At 69.8% G+C, this 13,953-nt stretch carries 18 protein-coding genes; 6 read left to right on the top strand and 12 right to left on the bottom strand.

Annotated elements, in window-relative coordinates; all coding sequences use genetic code 11:
• The 12 genes from VFQ84_RS00965 to asnS all read right to left on the bottom strand — a co-directional run.
• Window positions 1-598 (bottom strand): amidohydrolase family protein (locus VFQ84_RS00965; protein WP_325128267.1); only part of this gene is annotated, 598 nt, incomplete at its 3' end.
• 24 nt (window positions 599-622) lie between these two features.
• The gene (locus tag VFQ84_RS00960; protein WP_325128265.1) at window positions 623-1,582 is read right to left on the bottom strand and encodes a sodium-dependent bicarbonate transport family permease; all 960 of its coding nucleotides are present in this window, start codon (window positions 1,580-1,582) and stop codon (window positions 623-625) included.
• A 3-nt stretch (window positions 1,583-1,585) separates the two neighbouring features.
• Window positions 1,586-2,113 (bottom strand): 3-hydroxyanthranilate 3,4-dioxygenase, encoded by a 528-nt coding sequence (locus VFQ84_RS00955; protein ID WP_325128264.1) that lies wholly within the window; start codon window positions 2,111-2,113, stop codon window positions 1,586-1,588.
• A gap of 1 nt (window position 2,114) precedes the next feature.
• Window positions 2,115-2,546: a RidA family protein gene (locus tag VFQ84_RS00950; protein WP_325128262.1), complete on the bottom strand. Its 432-nt coding sequence runs from the start codon at window positions 2,544-2,546 to the stop codon at window positions 2,115-2,117.
• On the bottom strand, window positions 2,543-3,205 hold the full coding sequence (gene can, locus VFQ84_RS00945; protein WP_325128260.1) for a carbonate dehydratase: 663 nt from the start codon (window positions 3,203-3,205) through the stop codon (window positions 2,543-2,545). Before can ends, VFQ84_RS00950 begins: the two co-directional genes overlap by 4 nt.
• 4 nt (window positions 3,206-3,209) lie before the next feature.
• Window positions 3,210-4,655: an aldehyde dehydrogenase gene (locus VFQ84_RS00940; RefSeq protein WP_325128258.1), complete on the bottom strand. Its 1,446-nt coding sequence runs from the start codon at window positions 4,653-4,655 to the stop codon at window positions 3,210-3,212.
• A 130-nt stretch (window positions 4,656-4,785) separates the two neighbouring features.
• Window positions 4,786-5,598 (bottom strand): endonuclease VIII, encoded by an 813-nt coding sequence (gene nei, locus VFQ84_RS00935; protein WP_325128256.1) that lies wholly within the window; start codon window positions 5,596-5,598, stop codon window positions 4,786-4,788.
• Between the two features lie 42 nt (window positions 5,599-5,640).
• A complete protein-coding gene (locus VFQ84_RS00930) occupies window positions 5,641-5,931 on the bottom strand; it encodes a PilZ domain-containing protein (protein ID WP_325128254.1) in 291 nt (96 codons plus the stop codon).
• An 11-nt stretch (window positions 5,932-5,942) separates the two neighbouring features.
• Entirely contained in the window at window positions 5,943-6,728 is a 786-nt protein-coding gene (locus tag VFQ84_RS00925; RefSeq protein WP_325128252.1) for an SDR family oxidoreductase, read from the bottom strand.
• Window positions 6,725-7,072, bottom strand: a complete 348-nt coding sequence (locus tag VFQ84_RS00920; RefSeq protein ID WP_325128250.1) for a hypothetical protein — start codon at window positions 7,070-7,072, stop codon at window positions 6,725-6,727. Before VFQ84_RS00920 ends, VFQ84_RS00925 begins: the two co-directional genes overlap by 4 nt.
• Before the next feature lie 15 nt (window positions 7,073-7,087).
• Entirely contained in the window at window positions 7,088-7,384 is a 297-nt protein-coding gene (locus VFQ84_RS00915; protein WP_325128248.1) for a hypothetical protein, read from the bottom strand.
• Window positions 7,385-7,387: 3 nt separating this feature from the next.
• On the bottom strand, window positions 7,388-8,788 hold the full coding sequence (asnS, locus tag VFQ84_RS00910; protein ID WP_325128246.1) for an asparagine--tRNA ligase: 1,401 nt from the start codon (window positions 8,786-8,788) through the stop codon (window positions 7,388-7,390).
• 120 nt (window positions 8,789-8,908) lie between these two features.
• On the opposite strand from asnS, the gene VFQ84_RS00905 reads away from it, so the two are divergent.
• From VFQ84_RS00905 to alr, 6 genes are all read left to right on the top strand, one after another.
• On the top strand, window positions 8,909-9,235 hold the full coding sequence (locus tag VFQ84_RS00905; RefSeq protein WP_325128244.1) for an iron-sulfur cluster assembly accessory protein: 327 nt from the start codon (window positions 8,909-8,911) through the stop codon (window positions 9,233-9,235).
• A gap of 143 nt (window positions 9,236-9,378) precedes the next feature.
• Window positions 9,379-9,771, top strand: a complete 393-nt coding sequence (gene rpsF / locus VFQ84_RS00900) for a 30S ribosomal protein S6 (RefSeq protein ID WP_325128242.1) — start codon at window positions 9,379-9,381, stop codon at window positions 9,769-9,771.
• Window positions 9,772-9,791: 20 nt separating this feature from the next.
• The gene (gene rpsR, locus VFQ84_RS00895) at window positions 9,792-10,022 is read left to right on the top strand and encodes a 30S ribosomal protein S18 (RefSeq protein ID WP_034220475.1); all 231 of its coding nucleotides are present in this window, start codon (window positions 9,792-9,794) and stop codon (window positions 10,020-10,022) included.
• A gap of 99 nt (window positions 10,023-10,121) precedes the next feature.
• On the top strand, window positions 10,122-10,571 hold the full coding sequence (rplI, locus tag VFQ84_RS00890) for a 50S ribosomal protein L9 (RefSeq protein ID WP_325128235.1): 450 nt from the start codon (window positions 10,122-10,124) through the stop codon (window positions 10,569-10,571).
• 710 nt (window positions 10,572-11,281) lie between these two features.
• Window positions 11,282-12,670, top strand: a complete 1,389-nt coding sequence (locus VFQ84_RS00885; protein WP_414636983.1) for a replicative DNA helicase — start codon at window positions 11,282-11,284, stop codon at window positions 12,668-12,670.
• Window positions 12,671-12,755: 85 nt separating this feature from the next.
• Window positions 12,756-13,943 carry an alanine racemase gene (gene alr, locus VFQ84_RS00880; protein WP_325128234.1) on the top strand — a complete coding sequence of 396 codons (1,188 nt, stop codon included), beginning with the start codon at window positions 12,756-12,758 and terminating at the stop codon, window positions 13,941-13,943.
• Window positions 13,944-13,953 lie beyond the last annotated feature (10 nt).

The following is a 13,953-nucleotide window of genomic DNA, read 5'->3' as shown; positions in this document are numbered from 1 at the left end:
ACTGCTCGGCCGGCATGCCCACCAGCCAGGGCATCCAGTACTTGGGCATGGACTCGCTGCCCATCATGTCCCAGGGATGCACCAGGATCGCCGCGCCCAGGTCCTGCGCCGCCTCGAAGAAGGGCAGCAGCTCGGGTGCGTCCAGGTTCCAGTCGCCGATGTGCGAGCCGATCTGCACGCCCTGCAGGCCCAGCTGGTCGACGCAGCGCTCGAGCTCCTGCACCGCCAGCCGCGGCGACTGCATCGGCACCGTGCCGATGCCGGCGCAGTGCCGGCGGTGGTCGCGGCAGGCCTCGGCCATGTGGTCATTGAGCGCCTGGTGCAGCTCCAGCGCGTGCTGCGGCTTGGCCCAGTAGCTGAACATCACCGGCACCGTGCTCAGCACCTGCACCTGCACCCCGAACTTGCCGTAGTCGGCGATCCGCTCGGCCGGGTCCCAGGTCTTGGACCAGATCTCGCGGAAGAACTTGCCGTCCTTGTAGATGCGCGCGCGCCCGTCCTCGTGGTGGATCACCGGGAAGCGCGGGTCGCCGTACTTCTCGGCCAGGTTCGGCCAGGTCCGGGGCAGGTAGTGGGCGTGGGTGTCGATCTTGAGCATGTCGGCGATTCTATCCCGCCGGGCTCAGCCGCCGAGCCAGCTAGCGAAGGCGGCGTAGGTCGGGATACCCAGCGCCAGGTTGAAGGGGAAGGTCAGGCCCAGCGAGGCCGTGATGCAGCGGCCGGCGTCGGCCTCGGGCAGCGCCGCGCGCACCGAGGCCGGCGCGGCGATGTAGGACGCGCTGGCCAGCATGGCGCCGAACACCGTCGCCCCCGCCACGCCCAGCCCGACGGCGTGGCCGATCGCGGTGCCGGCCAGGCCATGCAGCAGCGGCAGCGCGGTGGCGAACACCACCAGGCGCAGCACGCCGCGCCGCAGCTGGCGCAGCTGGCTGGCCGCGACCAGGCCCATGTCGAGCATGAACAGCATCAACATGCCCTGGAACAGCTGGAAGTACATCGCGTCCACGGCCTTCACGCCGTCCCGGCCGGCGATGGCGCCGATCGCCAGGCCGCCGATCAGCAGCACCGCGGTGCGGCCGGTCAGCACTTCGCGCACCTGCGGCCAGGTCGGCCGGCCGCCGCCGCGGGCCAGGCCGATGCCGAGCAGGATGGCCGGGATCTCCAGCGCCACCACCAGGGCCACCAGCACGCCGGGCGAGCTCCCGCCGGTGCGCTCGACGAACTGCTGGGCGGCGATGAAGGTCACCGCCGACACCGAGCCGTAGTGCGCCGCGATGGCGCCCGCCTGCATCGCGTTGTCGCGCAGCCAGGTGCGCGCCAGCAGGTAGGCGCTGCCGGCGGTGGCGATGCCGGCGACGATGGTCACCGCCACCAGCAGGCCCAGGTTGCCGGGCGCGCCCTGGTGCAGGGCGACGCCGCCCTTCAGGCCGATCGCCAGCAGCAGGAAGATCGACAGGTAGGCCTGGATGGCGGACGGGATCTCGAGGTCGCTGCGCAGGCCGCGCGCCACCATGCCCAGCGCGAAGGCCAGCACCACCGGCGAGAGCAGGTTGGTGGTGAGCAGGTCCAGGGAAGGCGTCATGGGTCAGGGTGTCTCGTCGTAGCGCGCGGGCGCGGGATTGAGGTGGCCGCAGGCGGTGCAGCTACGGTGCGTGCGCGACCTATAGAACCGGTCGAACACCGCCCCGAACTGGGTCTCGATGTCCTCCAGCGTGAAGAACTCCTCGTACAGCTTGTGATTGCACTGCTCGCAGAACCACAGCAGCCCGTCCTGTTCGTGCGGCAGCCGCTTGCGCTCGATCACCAGGCCGACGCCGCCGGCGCTGCGCTGGGGCGAGTGCGGCACCCGCGGCGGCAGGTAGAACACCTCGCCGGCCTTGATCGGGATGTCGCGGGCCTGGCCGTCTTCCTGCACCTTCAGCACCATCTCGCCTTCGAGCTGGTAGAAGAACTCCGGGCCTTCGTCCCAGTGGTAGTCGGTGCGCGCGTTGGGGCCGCCGACGATCATGATGATGAAGTCGCCGTCGACGATGCACTTGTTGGCGACCGGCGGCTTGAGCAGGTGCCGGTGGTCGTCGACCCAGGCCTGCAGGTTGAAGGCGCCGCCGAGCATGTCAGCGCGCCTCCGGGAAGGCGGCCACGCACTTGAGCTCGATCGCGATCGGCGTCGGCAGCGCGGTGATGCCCAGCGTGGTGCGGCAGGGCGCCTTGTCCACGTTCGGGAAGTACTCGGCCCAGACCCCGTTGTAGGCGTTGAAGTCGCGCTGGATGTTGGTCAGGTAGACGGTGATGTCGACCAGCCAGTCCCAGCGGCAGTGGCTGGCCTCGAGCACCGCGCGCACGTTGGCGAACACCGAGTGGCACTGGGTGACGATGTCGTAGTCCACCAGTTCGCCCTTGGCGCCGTAGACGTTGCCCGGCACCGCGTTGCTGCCCGGCGTGCGCGGGCCGATGCCCGACAGGAACAGCAGGTTGCCGACGCGGCGGGCGTGCGGGTAGCGGCCGACCGGGTGCGGGGCGGAGGTGGCGTGGATGATCTCGCTCATTTCTCTTCCTTCAGCCGGCCGCGGATGTGGTCCATGGCCAGCGCATAGGCTTCGGGCAGTTCGGCCGGGCTGTCGACGCCCATGCCCAGCTCGCGCACGCGGCCGTCGAGCAGGGAATAGACCCAGCCGTGCACGCTGAGCGCCTGGCCGCGGGCCCAGGCGTCCTGGACGATGGTGGTCTGGCAGACGTTCACCACCTGCTCGACCACGTTCAGTTCGCACAGGCGGGCGTGGCGCAGCGACTCCAGGTCGACTTCGGCGAGCATGCCCGCGTGCTTGGTGGCGACGTCGCCGACGTGGCGCAGCCAGTTGTCGGCCAGGCCGACGCGGGTGCCGGTGAGCGCGGCATGCACGCCGCCGCAGCCGTAGTGGCCAACCACCAGCACGTGTTCGACCTTGAGCACGTCGACAGCGAACTGGATGGTGCTCAGGCAGTTGAGGTCGGTGTGCACGACCAGGTTGGCGACGTTGCGGTGGACGAACACTTCGCCCGGCTGCAGGCCGGTGATCTGGTTGGCCGGCACGCGCGAGTCGGAGCAGCCGATCCACAGGTACTTGGGCGCCTGCAGCTGCGAGAGGCGCCGGAAGAACTGCGGGTCCTCGGCGCGCACCTGCGCGGCCCACTCCCGGTTGCGGTCCAGCAGTTCCTTCAAAGGCATCGTGTCATCCCAGGTCGATCGTGACGTTCTTGGCTTCGGTGAAGAAGCGCAGCGCTTCCCAGCCGCCTTCGCGGCCGATGCCGGACTGCTTCATGCCGCCGAAGGGCGTGCGCAGGTCGCGGTTCATCCAGGTGTTGACCCAGACCACGCCGGCGTCCAGCGCGGCGGCCAGGCGGTGGGCGCGGCCGAGGTCGCGGGTCCAGACGCTGGCCGAAAGGCCGTAGGGCGTGGCGTTGGCGAGCGCCAGCGCCTCTTCATCGGTGTCGAAGGGCTGCAGGGTGACCACCGGGCCGAAGATCTCTTCGGTGTTGGTGCGGCAGCCCGGGCCCAGGCCCTCGATGACGGTGGGGGCGATGAACCAGCCGTCGGCGCAGCGGCCTGCCGGCGCCAGCGCCTCCCCGCCGCAGAGCACGCGGCCGCCCTCGCGGCGCGCGAGCGCGATGCAGCCCAGCACTTTTTCGTAATGCGCCTGGGACACGACGGGGCCCAGCGTGGTGGCGGGGTCGGTCGGGTCGCCGACCACCAGTGCCTTCGCCCGGGCCACCAGCGCGTCGCGGAACGCCTCGTAGTAGCTACGCTCTACCAGCAGGCGCGAGCCGCACAGGCAGATCTGGCCGGAGTTGAGGAAGGCCGAGCGCACCACGGTGTCGAGCAGCTTCTCGCGCGGCGCGTCGGCGAATACCAGGGTGGCGTTCTTGCCGCCCAGCTCCAGCGAGGTCTTCTTGAGCGAACGCGCGCAGCTTTCGGCGATGCGAATGCCCACCGCGGTGCTGCCGGTGAAGCTGATGGCCTGGGTGTCCGGGTGGTCCACCAGCGCCTGGCCGACGACCGCGCCGCGGCCCTGCACGATGTTGAACACGCCGTCGGGGAAACCGATGTCGCGCGCCAGCTCGCCCAGCATCCAGGCGGTCACGGGCGTCACTTCCGAGGGCTTGCCGACCACGCAGTTGCCCACTGCCAGTGCCGGCGCGAACTTCCAGGTGAACAGGTACAGCGGCAGGTTCCAGGGACTGATGACGCCGACGACGCCCAGCGGCTGGCGCAGGGTGTAGTTGACGACGCCCGGGGTCGAGTGCGATTCGCTGGCGAACTGGGTGGCGGCGGCCGCGAAGAAGCGCAGGTTGCTGACCGCGCGCGGGATGTCGAGGTTGCGCGCCAGCGCCAGCGGCTTGCCGACGTCGCGCGACTCGGCGGCGGCGAACTCGTCCAGCCGGGCTTCCAGCGCGTCGGCCAGCTTGTGGATCCAGGCGGCGCGCTCGCTGGCGGGCAGGGCGGACCAGGCCGGGAAGGCGCGGCGGGCGGCCTCTACGGCCGCGTCGACATCGGCGGCCTCGCCGTCCGGGCAGTGGGCGTAGGCCCGGCCCGTGGCCGGCTCGAAGACCTCGATCACGGCGCCGCCGTCCGCGCCGCGGGCCTTGCCGTCGATCAGGTGGGACAGCCGGGTTTCCATGCCCGCAAGCTTACCCGCCACGCCCGCCGTACGGACAGGTCAGGACGCACGAAACCCCACCCCAAAAAAGGGGTCAGAGTGCATATCCGTTTCAAACGGATATGCACTCTGACCCCTTTTTTGGGGTGCGTCAGGATTGGCAGACTTTGCACCAGTAGAGGCGGCGGCCGCCCAGTTCGTGCCGGACGATGACGTCGCCGCACTGGCGGCAGGGCTCGCCCTCGCGGTCGAAGACCTCGAAGCGGAAGCCGCGCGGGGTGTCGGTGAGGTAGTCCTCGGCCATGCCCTTGGCGCGGCGGATGCCCCGGGTGGCGTAGCTGGCGCGCGGCACCGCGAGCAGGGCGCGGGCCAGGGCCAGGGTTTCCTCGTCGTCGAGGTCGCGCGGGCGGCGATTGGGCGCGATGCCGGCCATGAACAGCACTTCCGAGCGCAGGTAGTTGCCCATGCCCGCCAGGAAGGCCTGGTCCAGCAGCAGCGCCACCAGCGCGCGCCCGGCGAAGCGGGGGTCGCGCAGGCGGGCCGCCACGGTGGCCTCGTCCAGCGACAGGTCCAGCACGTCGGGGCCGAGCTTGGCCAGGAAGGGATGCCGCGGCAGCTCGGCGGTCTTCCACATCTCCACCTCCGACGCCGAGTACAGCAGGATCGCCTTCTTCGCCGTCTCCAGCGCCACCCGCAACGAGCGCGTGGTGTCGGGCCGTTCGCCGGCCTTGGCCACTTTCCACACGCCGTAGAGCTGGTTGTGCGAGTACAGCGTCAATCCGTGGTCGAAGTGGGTCAGCAGCGCCTTGCCGTGCGGTTCGATCGCGGTGATGCGATGGTCGACCAGCGCGCGCTGGTGGCGCTTGAGTTCGGGGAAGGCGAAGAACGCCCCGGTGAGGGGCTGGCCGACCACGGCCTTGGCGAGCTGGTCGGCGGCGCGGCGGATTTCAGGACCTTCAGGCATGCGGCAAGCCTGCGCGGGCGCCCGTGCAGGCGGCGTGTGGGATCAACGCCGCAGCGTCGGCGGCACCGTCTGGGTCTCGTGGTATTCGAAGCCCAGCGAGCCGTTCTCGACCCGGGCCACGCGCGCGTCCACCACCACCGCCGGCCCGGACACGTCGAAGAACACCAGCCGCACGATCTCGGCCACGTCCAGCTGGCAGGTGGCCGGCCGGAACAGGCCGCAGCCGCCTTCGGACAGGTCCTTGACCTCGCTGACCCAGGCCCGGTCCTCGAACAGCACCATCACCCGGGCGGCGAAAGGTACGCGGTCGGACCAGCGGTTGTTGGCGTCCATGCGTCGGTGCCTCAGAGGGAACGGGTGCGCCCGCCGTCGACCGGCAGGTTGATGCCATTAACGTAGCCGGCGGCGTTTCCGGCCAGGAAGGCGATGGCCGCGGCCACCTCGGCCGGCTCGGCGAAGCGGCCCGCCGGCACCGTCGCCAGCATGCCGCGCGCGATTTCTTCGGCGGGCTTGCCGGTGGCCGCGGCGCGCTCGGCCAGGATCTGGTCCAGGCGCTGGGTGCGGGTGTAGCCGGGCAGCACGTTGTTGACCGTGATGCCGTCCGGGCCGAGCTCGCTGGCCAGGGTCTTGGCCCAGGCCGCGACCGCGCCGCGGATGGTGTTGGAGACGCCCAGGTTGGCGATCGGCTCCTTCACCGAGGTCGAGATGACGTTGACGATGCGGCCCCAGCCGGCGGCGCGCATGCCTGGCAGCACCGCCTGCACCAGCACCTGGCCGGCGACCAGGTGCTGGCGGAACACCGCCAGGTAGTCCTCGGGCGCCGCAGCGTGGGCCGGGCCGCCCGGCGGGCCGGCGGTGTTGTTGACCAGGATGTGCACGGGGTACTTGGCGCAAAGCGCCGCGACCGAGGCGCCCAGCCCGGCGCTGTCGGACGCATCCGCCGCGACGTGCCGGTGCTGCTGGCCTTCGGCGCGGGGCAGGGCGGCAACCACCTCGGCCAGCCGGCCGGGGCGTCGCGCGAGCACGGTGACGTCGGCGCCGAGCGCGGCCAGGGCCTGCGCGGTGGCCAGGCCGATGCCTTCCGAGCCGCCGCAGACCAGGGCGTGGCGGCCGCGCAGCGACTCGCTCACCGGTCTTCCCCGGTCAGCGGGTTCTTCAGCGGCTGCATCATCAGCTCGCGCAGGCTGTCGTCGTCCTCGGCGCGCGGCGGCTCGATTTCCTCGAGGTCCAGGCCCCAGGCCTCGGCGTCGTCGGCGTCCATGCCGTCGAGCGCGCGGAACTCGGCGTCCATCAGCGCCGAGCGCGCGATGTCTTCGCTTTCATAGATGTTGATGCGGCCGTCGCAGTCGAAGACCTCGGCCACGCCGCTGTCGAGCACGCGCAGCCGCGACCACACCAGCATGCGCGGCAGCGCCGCCAGCCACCACTGGTCGCTCTCGCGCGGGCCGGTGTCGGTTTCGTTTTCCTGGGACATGCGTTGATTCCTTGTTTACTGCAGGGCGACCAGCACGACCACGCCGACGGCGCCGACCAGGCTGAGCCAGCCGCTGCCGGCGGTGATGCCGGCGAAGAAGTTCAGGTTCTTGTCGTTGGCCGCGCGGTGCTTCCAGCGCATCAGCCACCAGCTGTAGCCCCAGCCGCCGTCCTCGGTGCCGGGCGCGAACGGGATCCGCTTGTCCAGCTGGTGCCGGTAGGCCAGCACCCGGAAGCCGAAATGCGCCGGGGCGGCCGAACCGGCCAGGCCCAGGAACAGGAACAGCAGCAGCGACCCCGCGCCCGTGCCCATCGGTCAGAACGTCGCCAGGCCGGGCGCGCGCGGGTAGGGGATGGCGTCGCGGATGTTGGCCAGGCCGCAGGTGTAGACCACCAGCCGCTCGAAGCCCAGGCCGAAGCCGGCGTGCGGCACGGTGCCGTAGCGGCGGAAGTCGCGGTACCAGCCGTAGTGCTCGCCGTCGAGCCCGAACTGCGCCATGCGCTTGTCCAGCACGTCCAGGCGCTCCTCGCGCTGGCTGCCGCCGATGATCTCGCCGATGCCCGGTGCCAGCACGTCCATCGCGGCCACGGTCTTGCCGTCGTCGTTCAGGCGCATGTAGAAGGCCTTGATCTGCTCGGGGTAGTTCATCACCACCACCGGGCGGCCGACGTGCACCTCGGTCAGCCAGCGCTCGTGCTCGGTCTGCAGGTCCAGGCCCCATTCGACCGGGTAGTCGAACTTGTGGCCCGACTTCTGCAGCAGCGACACCGCCTCGGTGTAGTCGATGCGCTCGAAGGGCGAGTCCACCATCGCCTCGAGGCGGGTGATGGCGGTCTTCTCGACGCGCTCGGCGATGAAGGCCAGGTCGTCGGCGCGCTCGGACAGCACCGCCTTGAACAGGTACTTCAGGAAGGCCTCGGCCAGGTCGGCGTTGGCCTTGAGGTCGGCGAAGGCGACCTCGGGCTCGATCATCCAGAACTCGGCCAGGTGGCGGGTGGTGTGCGAGTTCTCGGCGCGGAAGGTCGGGCCGAAGGTGTAGACCTTGCTCAGCGCCAGGCAGTAGGCCTCGACGTTGAGCTGGCCGGACACGGTGAGGAAGGTTTCCTTGCCGAAGAAGTCCTTCGAGAAGTCGACCTCGCCCTTGGCCGTGCGCGGCAGGTTGGCCAGGTCCAGGGTGGAGACGCGGAACATCTGGCCCGCGCCCTCGGCGTCGGACGTGGTGATGATCGGCGTGCTGATCCAGTAGAAGCCCTGCTCGTGGAAGAAGCGGTGCACCGCCTGCGCCAGGCAGTGGCGGATGCGGGTGACCGCGCCGAACAGGTTGGTGCGCGGGCGCAGGTGCGCCACGTCGCGCAGGAACTCCAGCGAGTGGGCCTTGGGCTGGATCGGATAGGTCTCCGGGTCCTCGACCCAGCCGACCACCTCGATGCCCGTGGCCTCGAGCTCGAAGGCCTGGCCCTGGCCCTGCGAGGGCTTGAGCACGCCGTGCGCGATGACCGCGCAGCCGGCCGAGAGCCGCTTCACTTCCGACTCGTAGTTGCCCAGCGAGGCCGGCGCCACCACCTGGATCGGGTGGAAGCAGGACCCGTCGCTGACGTTGACGAAGCTGAGCCCGGCCTTGGAATCGCGCCGGGTACGCACCCAGCCGCGGACCGTGACTTCGCTGCCCGGGGCGTGCTGCCCGGAAAGCGCCTGCTGGACGCTGACCACTGCCATGCTCTTGAATCCCTGCCCGGACGGGCCAATCTTCGGAAGACCGCAAGGATACCCGCAGGCGTGCATTCACGCAGCGCCGGTATACTGGCCCGGTCCCTGCCGCCGTCCCGAGACCCGCCCATGGCCGTCACCCTGACCCCCGCCGCCGCCGCCCGCGTCCGCAGCTACCTGGCCGAAACGCCGGGGGGCATCGGCCTGCGCTTCGGCGTCCGCAAGTCCGGCTGCACCGGTTTCGCCTACGTGGTCGACATCGCCAAGGCCGCCGGCCCGGACGACCACGTGTTCGAGACCGACGGGGTCCCGGTCCGGGTCGACGCCGAGAGCCTGCCCCAGGTCGACGGCACCGAGATCGACTTCGTCAGCCAGGGCCTGAACCAGCAGTTCGTGTTCCGGAACCCCCGGGTCTCCGCCGAATGCGGCTGCGGGGAGTCTTTTGCGACGTCTTGAGGGCTGCAAGTCCTTGAGTTGCGCGGGAAAGCCCGGTTCGGGCATAATGCGCGGCTCCCCATCTTGGGGAGACCCTTGCTCCACGGCTTCGGGCCGGGGGCTGCCAGGCCGAATCACCGGCCGCATCCACAAGGAAACAACCCATGCGTCACTATGAAATCGTGTTCATGGTCCACCCGGACCAGAGCGAGCAGGTGCCCGCCATGATCGAGCGTTACAAGACGCTGATCGAAGGCGAGGAAGGCAAGATCCACCGCCTGGAAGACTGGGGCCGCCGCCAGCTGGCGTACTCCATCGACAACCTGGTCAAGGCCCATTACGTGCTGATGAACGTCGAGTGCGGCCAGAAGGTCCTCACCGAGCTCGTCGACGGCTTCCGCTTCAACGACGCCGTGCTGCGCCACATGGTCATCGCCCGCGAAGAGGCCGTCACCGAACAGTCCCTGATCATGAAGAGCAAGGACGAGAAGAGCGAGCGCCGCCCGCGCCGCGACGATGACGAGAATGCGATCGGCGACAACGCCGACGCCGCCTGAGCCCGAGACCGGAGACCGACATGAGCAAGTTTTTCCGCCGCCGCAAGTTCTGCAAGTTCACGGCCGAGGGCGTCAAGGAGATCGACTACAAGGATCTCAACACCCTGCGCCAGTACCTGACCGAGAACGGCAAGATCGTTCCGAGCCGCATCACCGGCACCAAGGCCAAGTACCAGCGCCAGCTGCAGACCGCGATCAAGCGCGCCCGCGAGCTCGCCCTGATCCCGTACACCGACAACCACCAGAACTGAGCCGCCGGCCCTCCGGGGCCCGCGTCCTGATCTCCCGTCCCAACGGACAGCCAACAGTTGCGGGGCCGCGCGCCCCGCTAACGTGACGGAGCAACACCCATGAAACTGATCCTCCTGCAGAAAGTCGTGAACCTCGGCGGCCTGGGCGACCTGGTCGACGTCAAGCCGGGTTACGGCCGCAACTACCTGGTGCCGCAGGGCAAGGCCGTGCCGGCCACCCAGGCCAACATCGCTTCGTTCGAAGCCAAGCGCGCCGAGTACGAAGCCAAGGCCAACCAGATCCTGGCCGACGCCGAAGCCCGCAAGGCCAAGCTCGAAGGCACCACGGTCACCATCGCCGCGAACGCGTCCACCGAAGGCAAGCTCTTCGGCTCGGTCGGCCCGCGCGATGTCGCCGAGGCCTTCACGGCCGCCGGCCACAAGCTCGACAAGAGCGAAGTGGTCATGTCGGAAGGCGCGCTGCGCCGCACCGGCGAGTTCGACATCGAAGTGCGCCTGCACGCCGACGTCCAGACCACCGTCAAGGTCGTGGTCGAAGCCGAAGCCTGATCTTCGCCTTCCGCAACACCCCCGAAGGGCGCCCCAGGGCGCCCTTCGTCTTTTCCGCGCTCCCTTGGCGTGCGCTTTGCGCACGAACAGCTGCACGCCGCGGCTCTCCGGCAGCGCCGCCGCCCGCAGACATAGGTCTTCGGCCCGACTCGGGAGCGTCGTCCTGACCACCGATGTCGGCCGTTCCGGCCTCCTGCCTCCACTTCCGAAGACCTATGTCTGCGTGCGACGTCGCCCCGGAGGCCCCTCGCACACCGGGACGAGGTCAAGAGCAAGGGCAAGGGCAAGGGCGAAACCGTCCGTCCGTGGCGAGATGGCCGTGATCGCAGCGGCCCCTCGATTCCCGCTTCCGGACTTTGACCTCGGTCCGGTGTGCGACGGGTGGTCGGAGCGCCGCCCTGCGACGAGAGGGTTCGACGAAGTGGAGGCAGGACGCCGGAACGGCCGCCACTCAATGGACAGGACGTCGTGTTGAGTGGCGGTCGGCGAACCCTCTCGTTGCAGGGCGGCGCCGCCGTAACGGACCGGAGTGCGGTGGTTCGTGCGCGGAGCGCAGGCCCGGGTCTCAGGATATGAGAGCGGGGCGGGCGAGGATGTGCACGGGTTATGCACAGACTTATCCGTGTCCCGGCGCAGGGAGGCTCGCTAGGATGTCCGACCCGCTGTTCCGTCGGTCGCTGATGCCGGCCGGCGCCTTCCTGAAGGCTGATATGTCCGCACGCTCCGAGTCCTTCCGCACCGAGGCCAAGATCGACGCCCTGCGCGTCCCGCCCCAGTCCGTCGAGGCCGAACAGGCCGTCATCGGCGGCCTGATGCTCGCCCCCGAGTCCCTCGACCGCGTCGGCGACTTCCTGACCGAACACGACTTCTACCGCCGCGACCACCGCCTCATCTACCGCGCCATCCGCGAGCTGAGCGAAAAGAACAAACCCTTCGACGCCGTGACCCTGGGCGAATGGTTCGAGGCCAACGCCCTGTCCGAGCAGATCGGCGGCACCGGCTACCTGGTCGAGCTGGCCTCCAGCACCCCCTCGGCCGCCAACATCCGCGCCTATGCCGAGATCGTGCGCGAGAAGGCCGTGCTGCGGCAGCTGATCGACGCCGGCACCGAGATCGTCAACGACGGCTTCCAGCCCGAGGGGCGCGACAGCCAGGAAGTGCTGTCGGCGGCCGAGATGAAGGTCTTCAAGATCGCCGAACAGGGCCGCCGCGGCCGCGCCGACTTCACCACCCTGCGCGAGGCCATGAAGGACGCGTTCCAGATCCTGCAGGAGCGCTACGAGAACCAGGGCGACGTCACCGGCCTGCCCACCGGCTTCCACGACCTCGACGAGATGACGGCCGGCCTGCAGCCCTCCGACCTGATCATCCTGGCGGCCAGGCCGGCCATGGGCAAGACGACCTTGGCGCTCAACATCGCCGAGTACGGCGCGCTCAAGACCAAGAAGGCGGTGGCGGTGTTCTCGATGGAAATGTCGGCCTCGCAGCTGGCGTTCCGACTCATTTCGTCCATCGGCCGCGTCAACGCCACCCGCCTGCGCACCGGCCAGCTCGAGGACGAGGACTGGTCGCGCGTGAACATGGCGATCAAGATGCTGTCGGACGTGAAGGTGATGATCGACGACACGCCGGCGCTGTCGCCCGACGTGCTGCGCTCGAAGGCGCGCCGCATCAAGCGCGAGCACGACCTGGGCCTGATCGTGGTCGACTACCTGCAGCTGATGCAGGTGCCGGGCTCGGCCGAGAACCGCACCAATGAGATCTCCGAGATCTCGCGCTCGCTCAAGGCGCTGGCGATGGAGCTCAAGGTGCCGGTGATCGCGCTGTCCCAGCTCAACCGCGGCCTCGAGTCGCGCACCGACAAGCGCCCGGTCATGTCCGACCTGCGCGAATCCGGCGCCATCGAGCAGGACGCCGACATCATCATGTTCATCTACCGCGACGACTACTACAACAAGGATTCCAACGACAAAGGCCTGGCCGAAGTGATCATCGCCAAGCAGCGTAACGGCCCGACCGGTGCCGTGAAGCTGAAGTTCTTCGGCGAGTACACCCGCTTCGACAACCTGGCCCGGGACTCGGTCGGCAGCTTCGAATAAGCCAGGCGCCGGCCTGCCCGCGGATCGCCCGATTTCGCCCGCGGGCCGCCCCTTGCCGCGGCCGGACGCGGGCTACAATCGCGGCATGGACCCCGAACGCCCCGTGCCCGGCCCCCCGGTCGCCCGCGCCGATGAAGTCGGCCAGCGGCCGACCCGCATCCGCGTCGACCTCGACGCGCTGAGCCACAACCTGCGCGTGCTGCGCGCCCACGCCGGCGTGCCGGTGATGGGCGTGGTCAAGGCCAATGCCTACGGCCACGGCCTGGTGCCGGTGGCCCGGCACCTGCAGGCGCAGGGCGTCGACCAGCTCGGCGTGGCCTTCCTGGAGGAGGGCGTGGCGCTGCGCCGGGCCGGCATCACCCTGCCGATCCTGGTGATGGGCGGCATCTTCGGGCCGCAGGCGGCGGCGCTGATCGCCGAGGACCTCGAGATCACCGTGTCCTCGATCGACAAGCTGCGCCAGGTCGAGGCGGCGGCCGAGGCGCTGGGGCGCCGGGCCACCATCCACCTCAAGATCGACACCGGGATGGAGCGCATCGGCGTGCACAGCTACCACGCCGGCCCCTTCATCGAGGCGGCGGTGGCTTCGCGCTGGTGCACGGTCAAGGGCGTGTACTCGCACCTGGCCTGTTCGGACGAGCCGGACTCGCCGATGACGGCCCGGCAGCTCGCGCGCTTCCTCGAGGCCTGCGCCCACTTCGACCGGCTGGGCGTGCCGATGCCGATCCGGCACCTGGCCAACTCCGGCGGCCTGCTCAACTTCCCCGACACCCGCCTGGACCTGGTGCGGCCCGGCATCGCGCTGTACGGGGTGCTCCCGGACCCGGACTCGCGCACGACCCTGGACCTGCGGCCGGCGATGTCGCTGCTGTCCCAGGTCGTTTACTTCAAGGTCGTGCCGGCCGGGCAGCCGGTCAGCTACGGCGCCACCTGGGCGCCCGCCGTCGACACCCGGATGGTGACCATCCCGATCGGCTACGGCGACGGCTTCCCGCGGGCGCTGTCCTCGCGCGGCGAGGTCCTGCTGCGCGGCCAGCGCCGGCCGATCGCCGGCCGGATCTGCATGGACCAGTTCATGGCCGACCTGGGCCCGGACGGCACCGCCTACAACGAAGACGAGGCGGTGCTGATCGGCCGCCAGGGCGACCAGGGGATCCGCTGCGAGGACGTGGCGCGTGCGGCCGGGACCATTCCCTACGAGATCCTGGTCGGCCTGAACACCCGCATTCCCCGCGAGTATTTCCTGCACGGCTCCCTCGTCCCCGAGGCCTGAAGCCCCCTGT

It is taken from the genome of Arenimonas sp. (assembly GCF_035721105.1).
Taxonomy (GTDB): Bacteria; Pseudomonadota; Gammaproteobacteria; order Xanthomonadales; family Xanthomonadaceae; genus Arenimonas.
Note: the sequence above shows the minus strand (reverse complement) of the source record. Positions and strands in the feature narration are given on the sequence as shown.

Excerpts from the sequence above, each read along its gene's own strand:
- VFQ84_RS00960 (WP_325128265.1), bottom strand. The coding sequence starts at position 1,582 with ATGACGCCTTCCCTGGACCTGCTCACCACCAACCTGCTCTCGCCGGTG.
- VFQ84_RS00955 (WP_325128264.1), bottom strand. The coding sequence starts at position 2,113 with ATGCTCGGCGGCGCCTTCAACCTGCAGGCCTGGGTCGACGACCACCGG.
- VFQ84_RS00950 (WP_325128262.1), bottom strand. The coding sequence starts at position 2,546 with ATGAGCGAGATCATCCACGCCACCTCCGCCCCGCACCCGGTCGGCCGC.
- can (WP_325128260.1), bottom strand. The coding sequence starts at position 3,205 with ATGCCTTTGAAGGAACTGCTGGACCGCAACCGGGAGTGGGCCGCGCAG.
- VFQ84_RS00940 (WP_325128258.1), bottom strand. The coding sequence starts at position 4,655 with ATGGAAACCCGGCTGTCCCACCTGATCGACGGCAAGGCCCGCGGCGCG.
- nei (WP_325128256.1), bottom strand. The coding sequence starts at position 5,598 with ATGCCTGAAGGTCCTGAAATCCGCCGCGCCGCCGACCAGCTCGCCAAG.
- VFQ84_RS00930 (WP_325128254.1), bottom strand. The coding sequence starts at position 5,931 with ATGGACGCCAACAACCGCTGGTCCGACCGCGTACCTTTCGCCGCCCGG.
- VFQ84_RS00920 (WP_325128250.1), bottom strand. The coding sequence starts at position 7,072 with ATGTCCCAGGAAAACGAAACCGACACCGGCCCGCGCGAGAGCGACCAG.
- VFQ84_RS00915 (WP_325128248.1), bottom strand. The coding sequence starts at position 7,384 with ATGGGCACGGGCGCGGGGTCGCTGCTGCTGTTCCTGTTCCTGGGCCTG.
- asnS (WP_325128246.1), bottom strand. The coding sequence starts at position 8,788 with ATGGCAGTGGTCAGCGTCCAGCAGGCGCTTTCCGGGCAGCACGCCCCG.
- VFQ84_RS00905 (WP_325128244.1), top strand. The coding sequence starts at position 8,909 with ATGGCCGTCACCCTGACCCCCGCCGCCGCCGCCCGCGTCCGCAGCTAC.
- rpsF (WP_325128242.1), top strand. The coding sequence starts at position 9,379 with ATGCGTCACTATGAAATCGTGTTCATGGTCCACCCGGACCAGAGCGAG.
- rpsR (WP_034220475.1), top strand. The coding sequence starts at position 9,792 with ATGAGCAAGTTTTTCCGCCGCCGCAAGTTCTGCAAGTTCACGGCCGAG.
- rplI (WP_325128235.1), top strand. The coding sequence starts at position 10,122 with ATGAAACTGATCCTCCTGCAGAAAGTCGTGAACCTCGGCGGCCTGGGC.
- VFQ84_RS00885 (WP_414636983.1), top strand. The coding sequence starts at position 11,282 with ATGTCCGCACGCTCCGAGTCCTTCCGCACCGAGGCCAAGATCGACGCC.
- alr (WP_325128234.1), top strand. The coding sequence starts at position 12,756 with ATGGACCCCGAACGCCCCGTGCCCGGCCCCCCGGTCGCCCGCGCCGAT.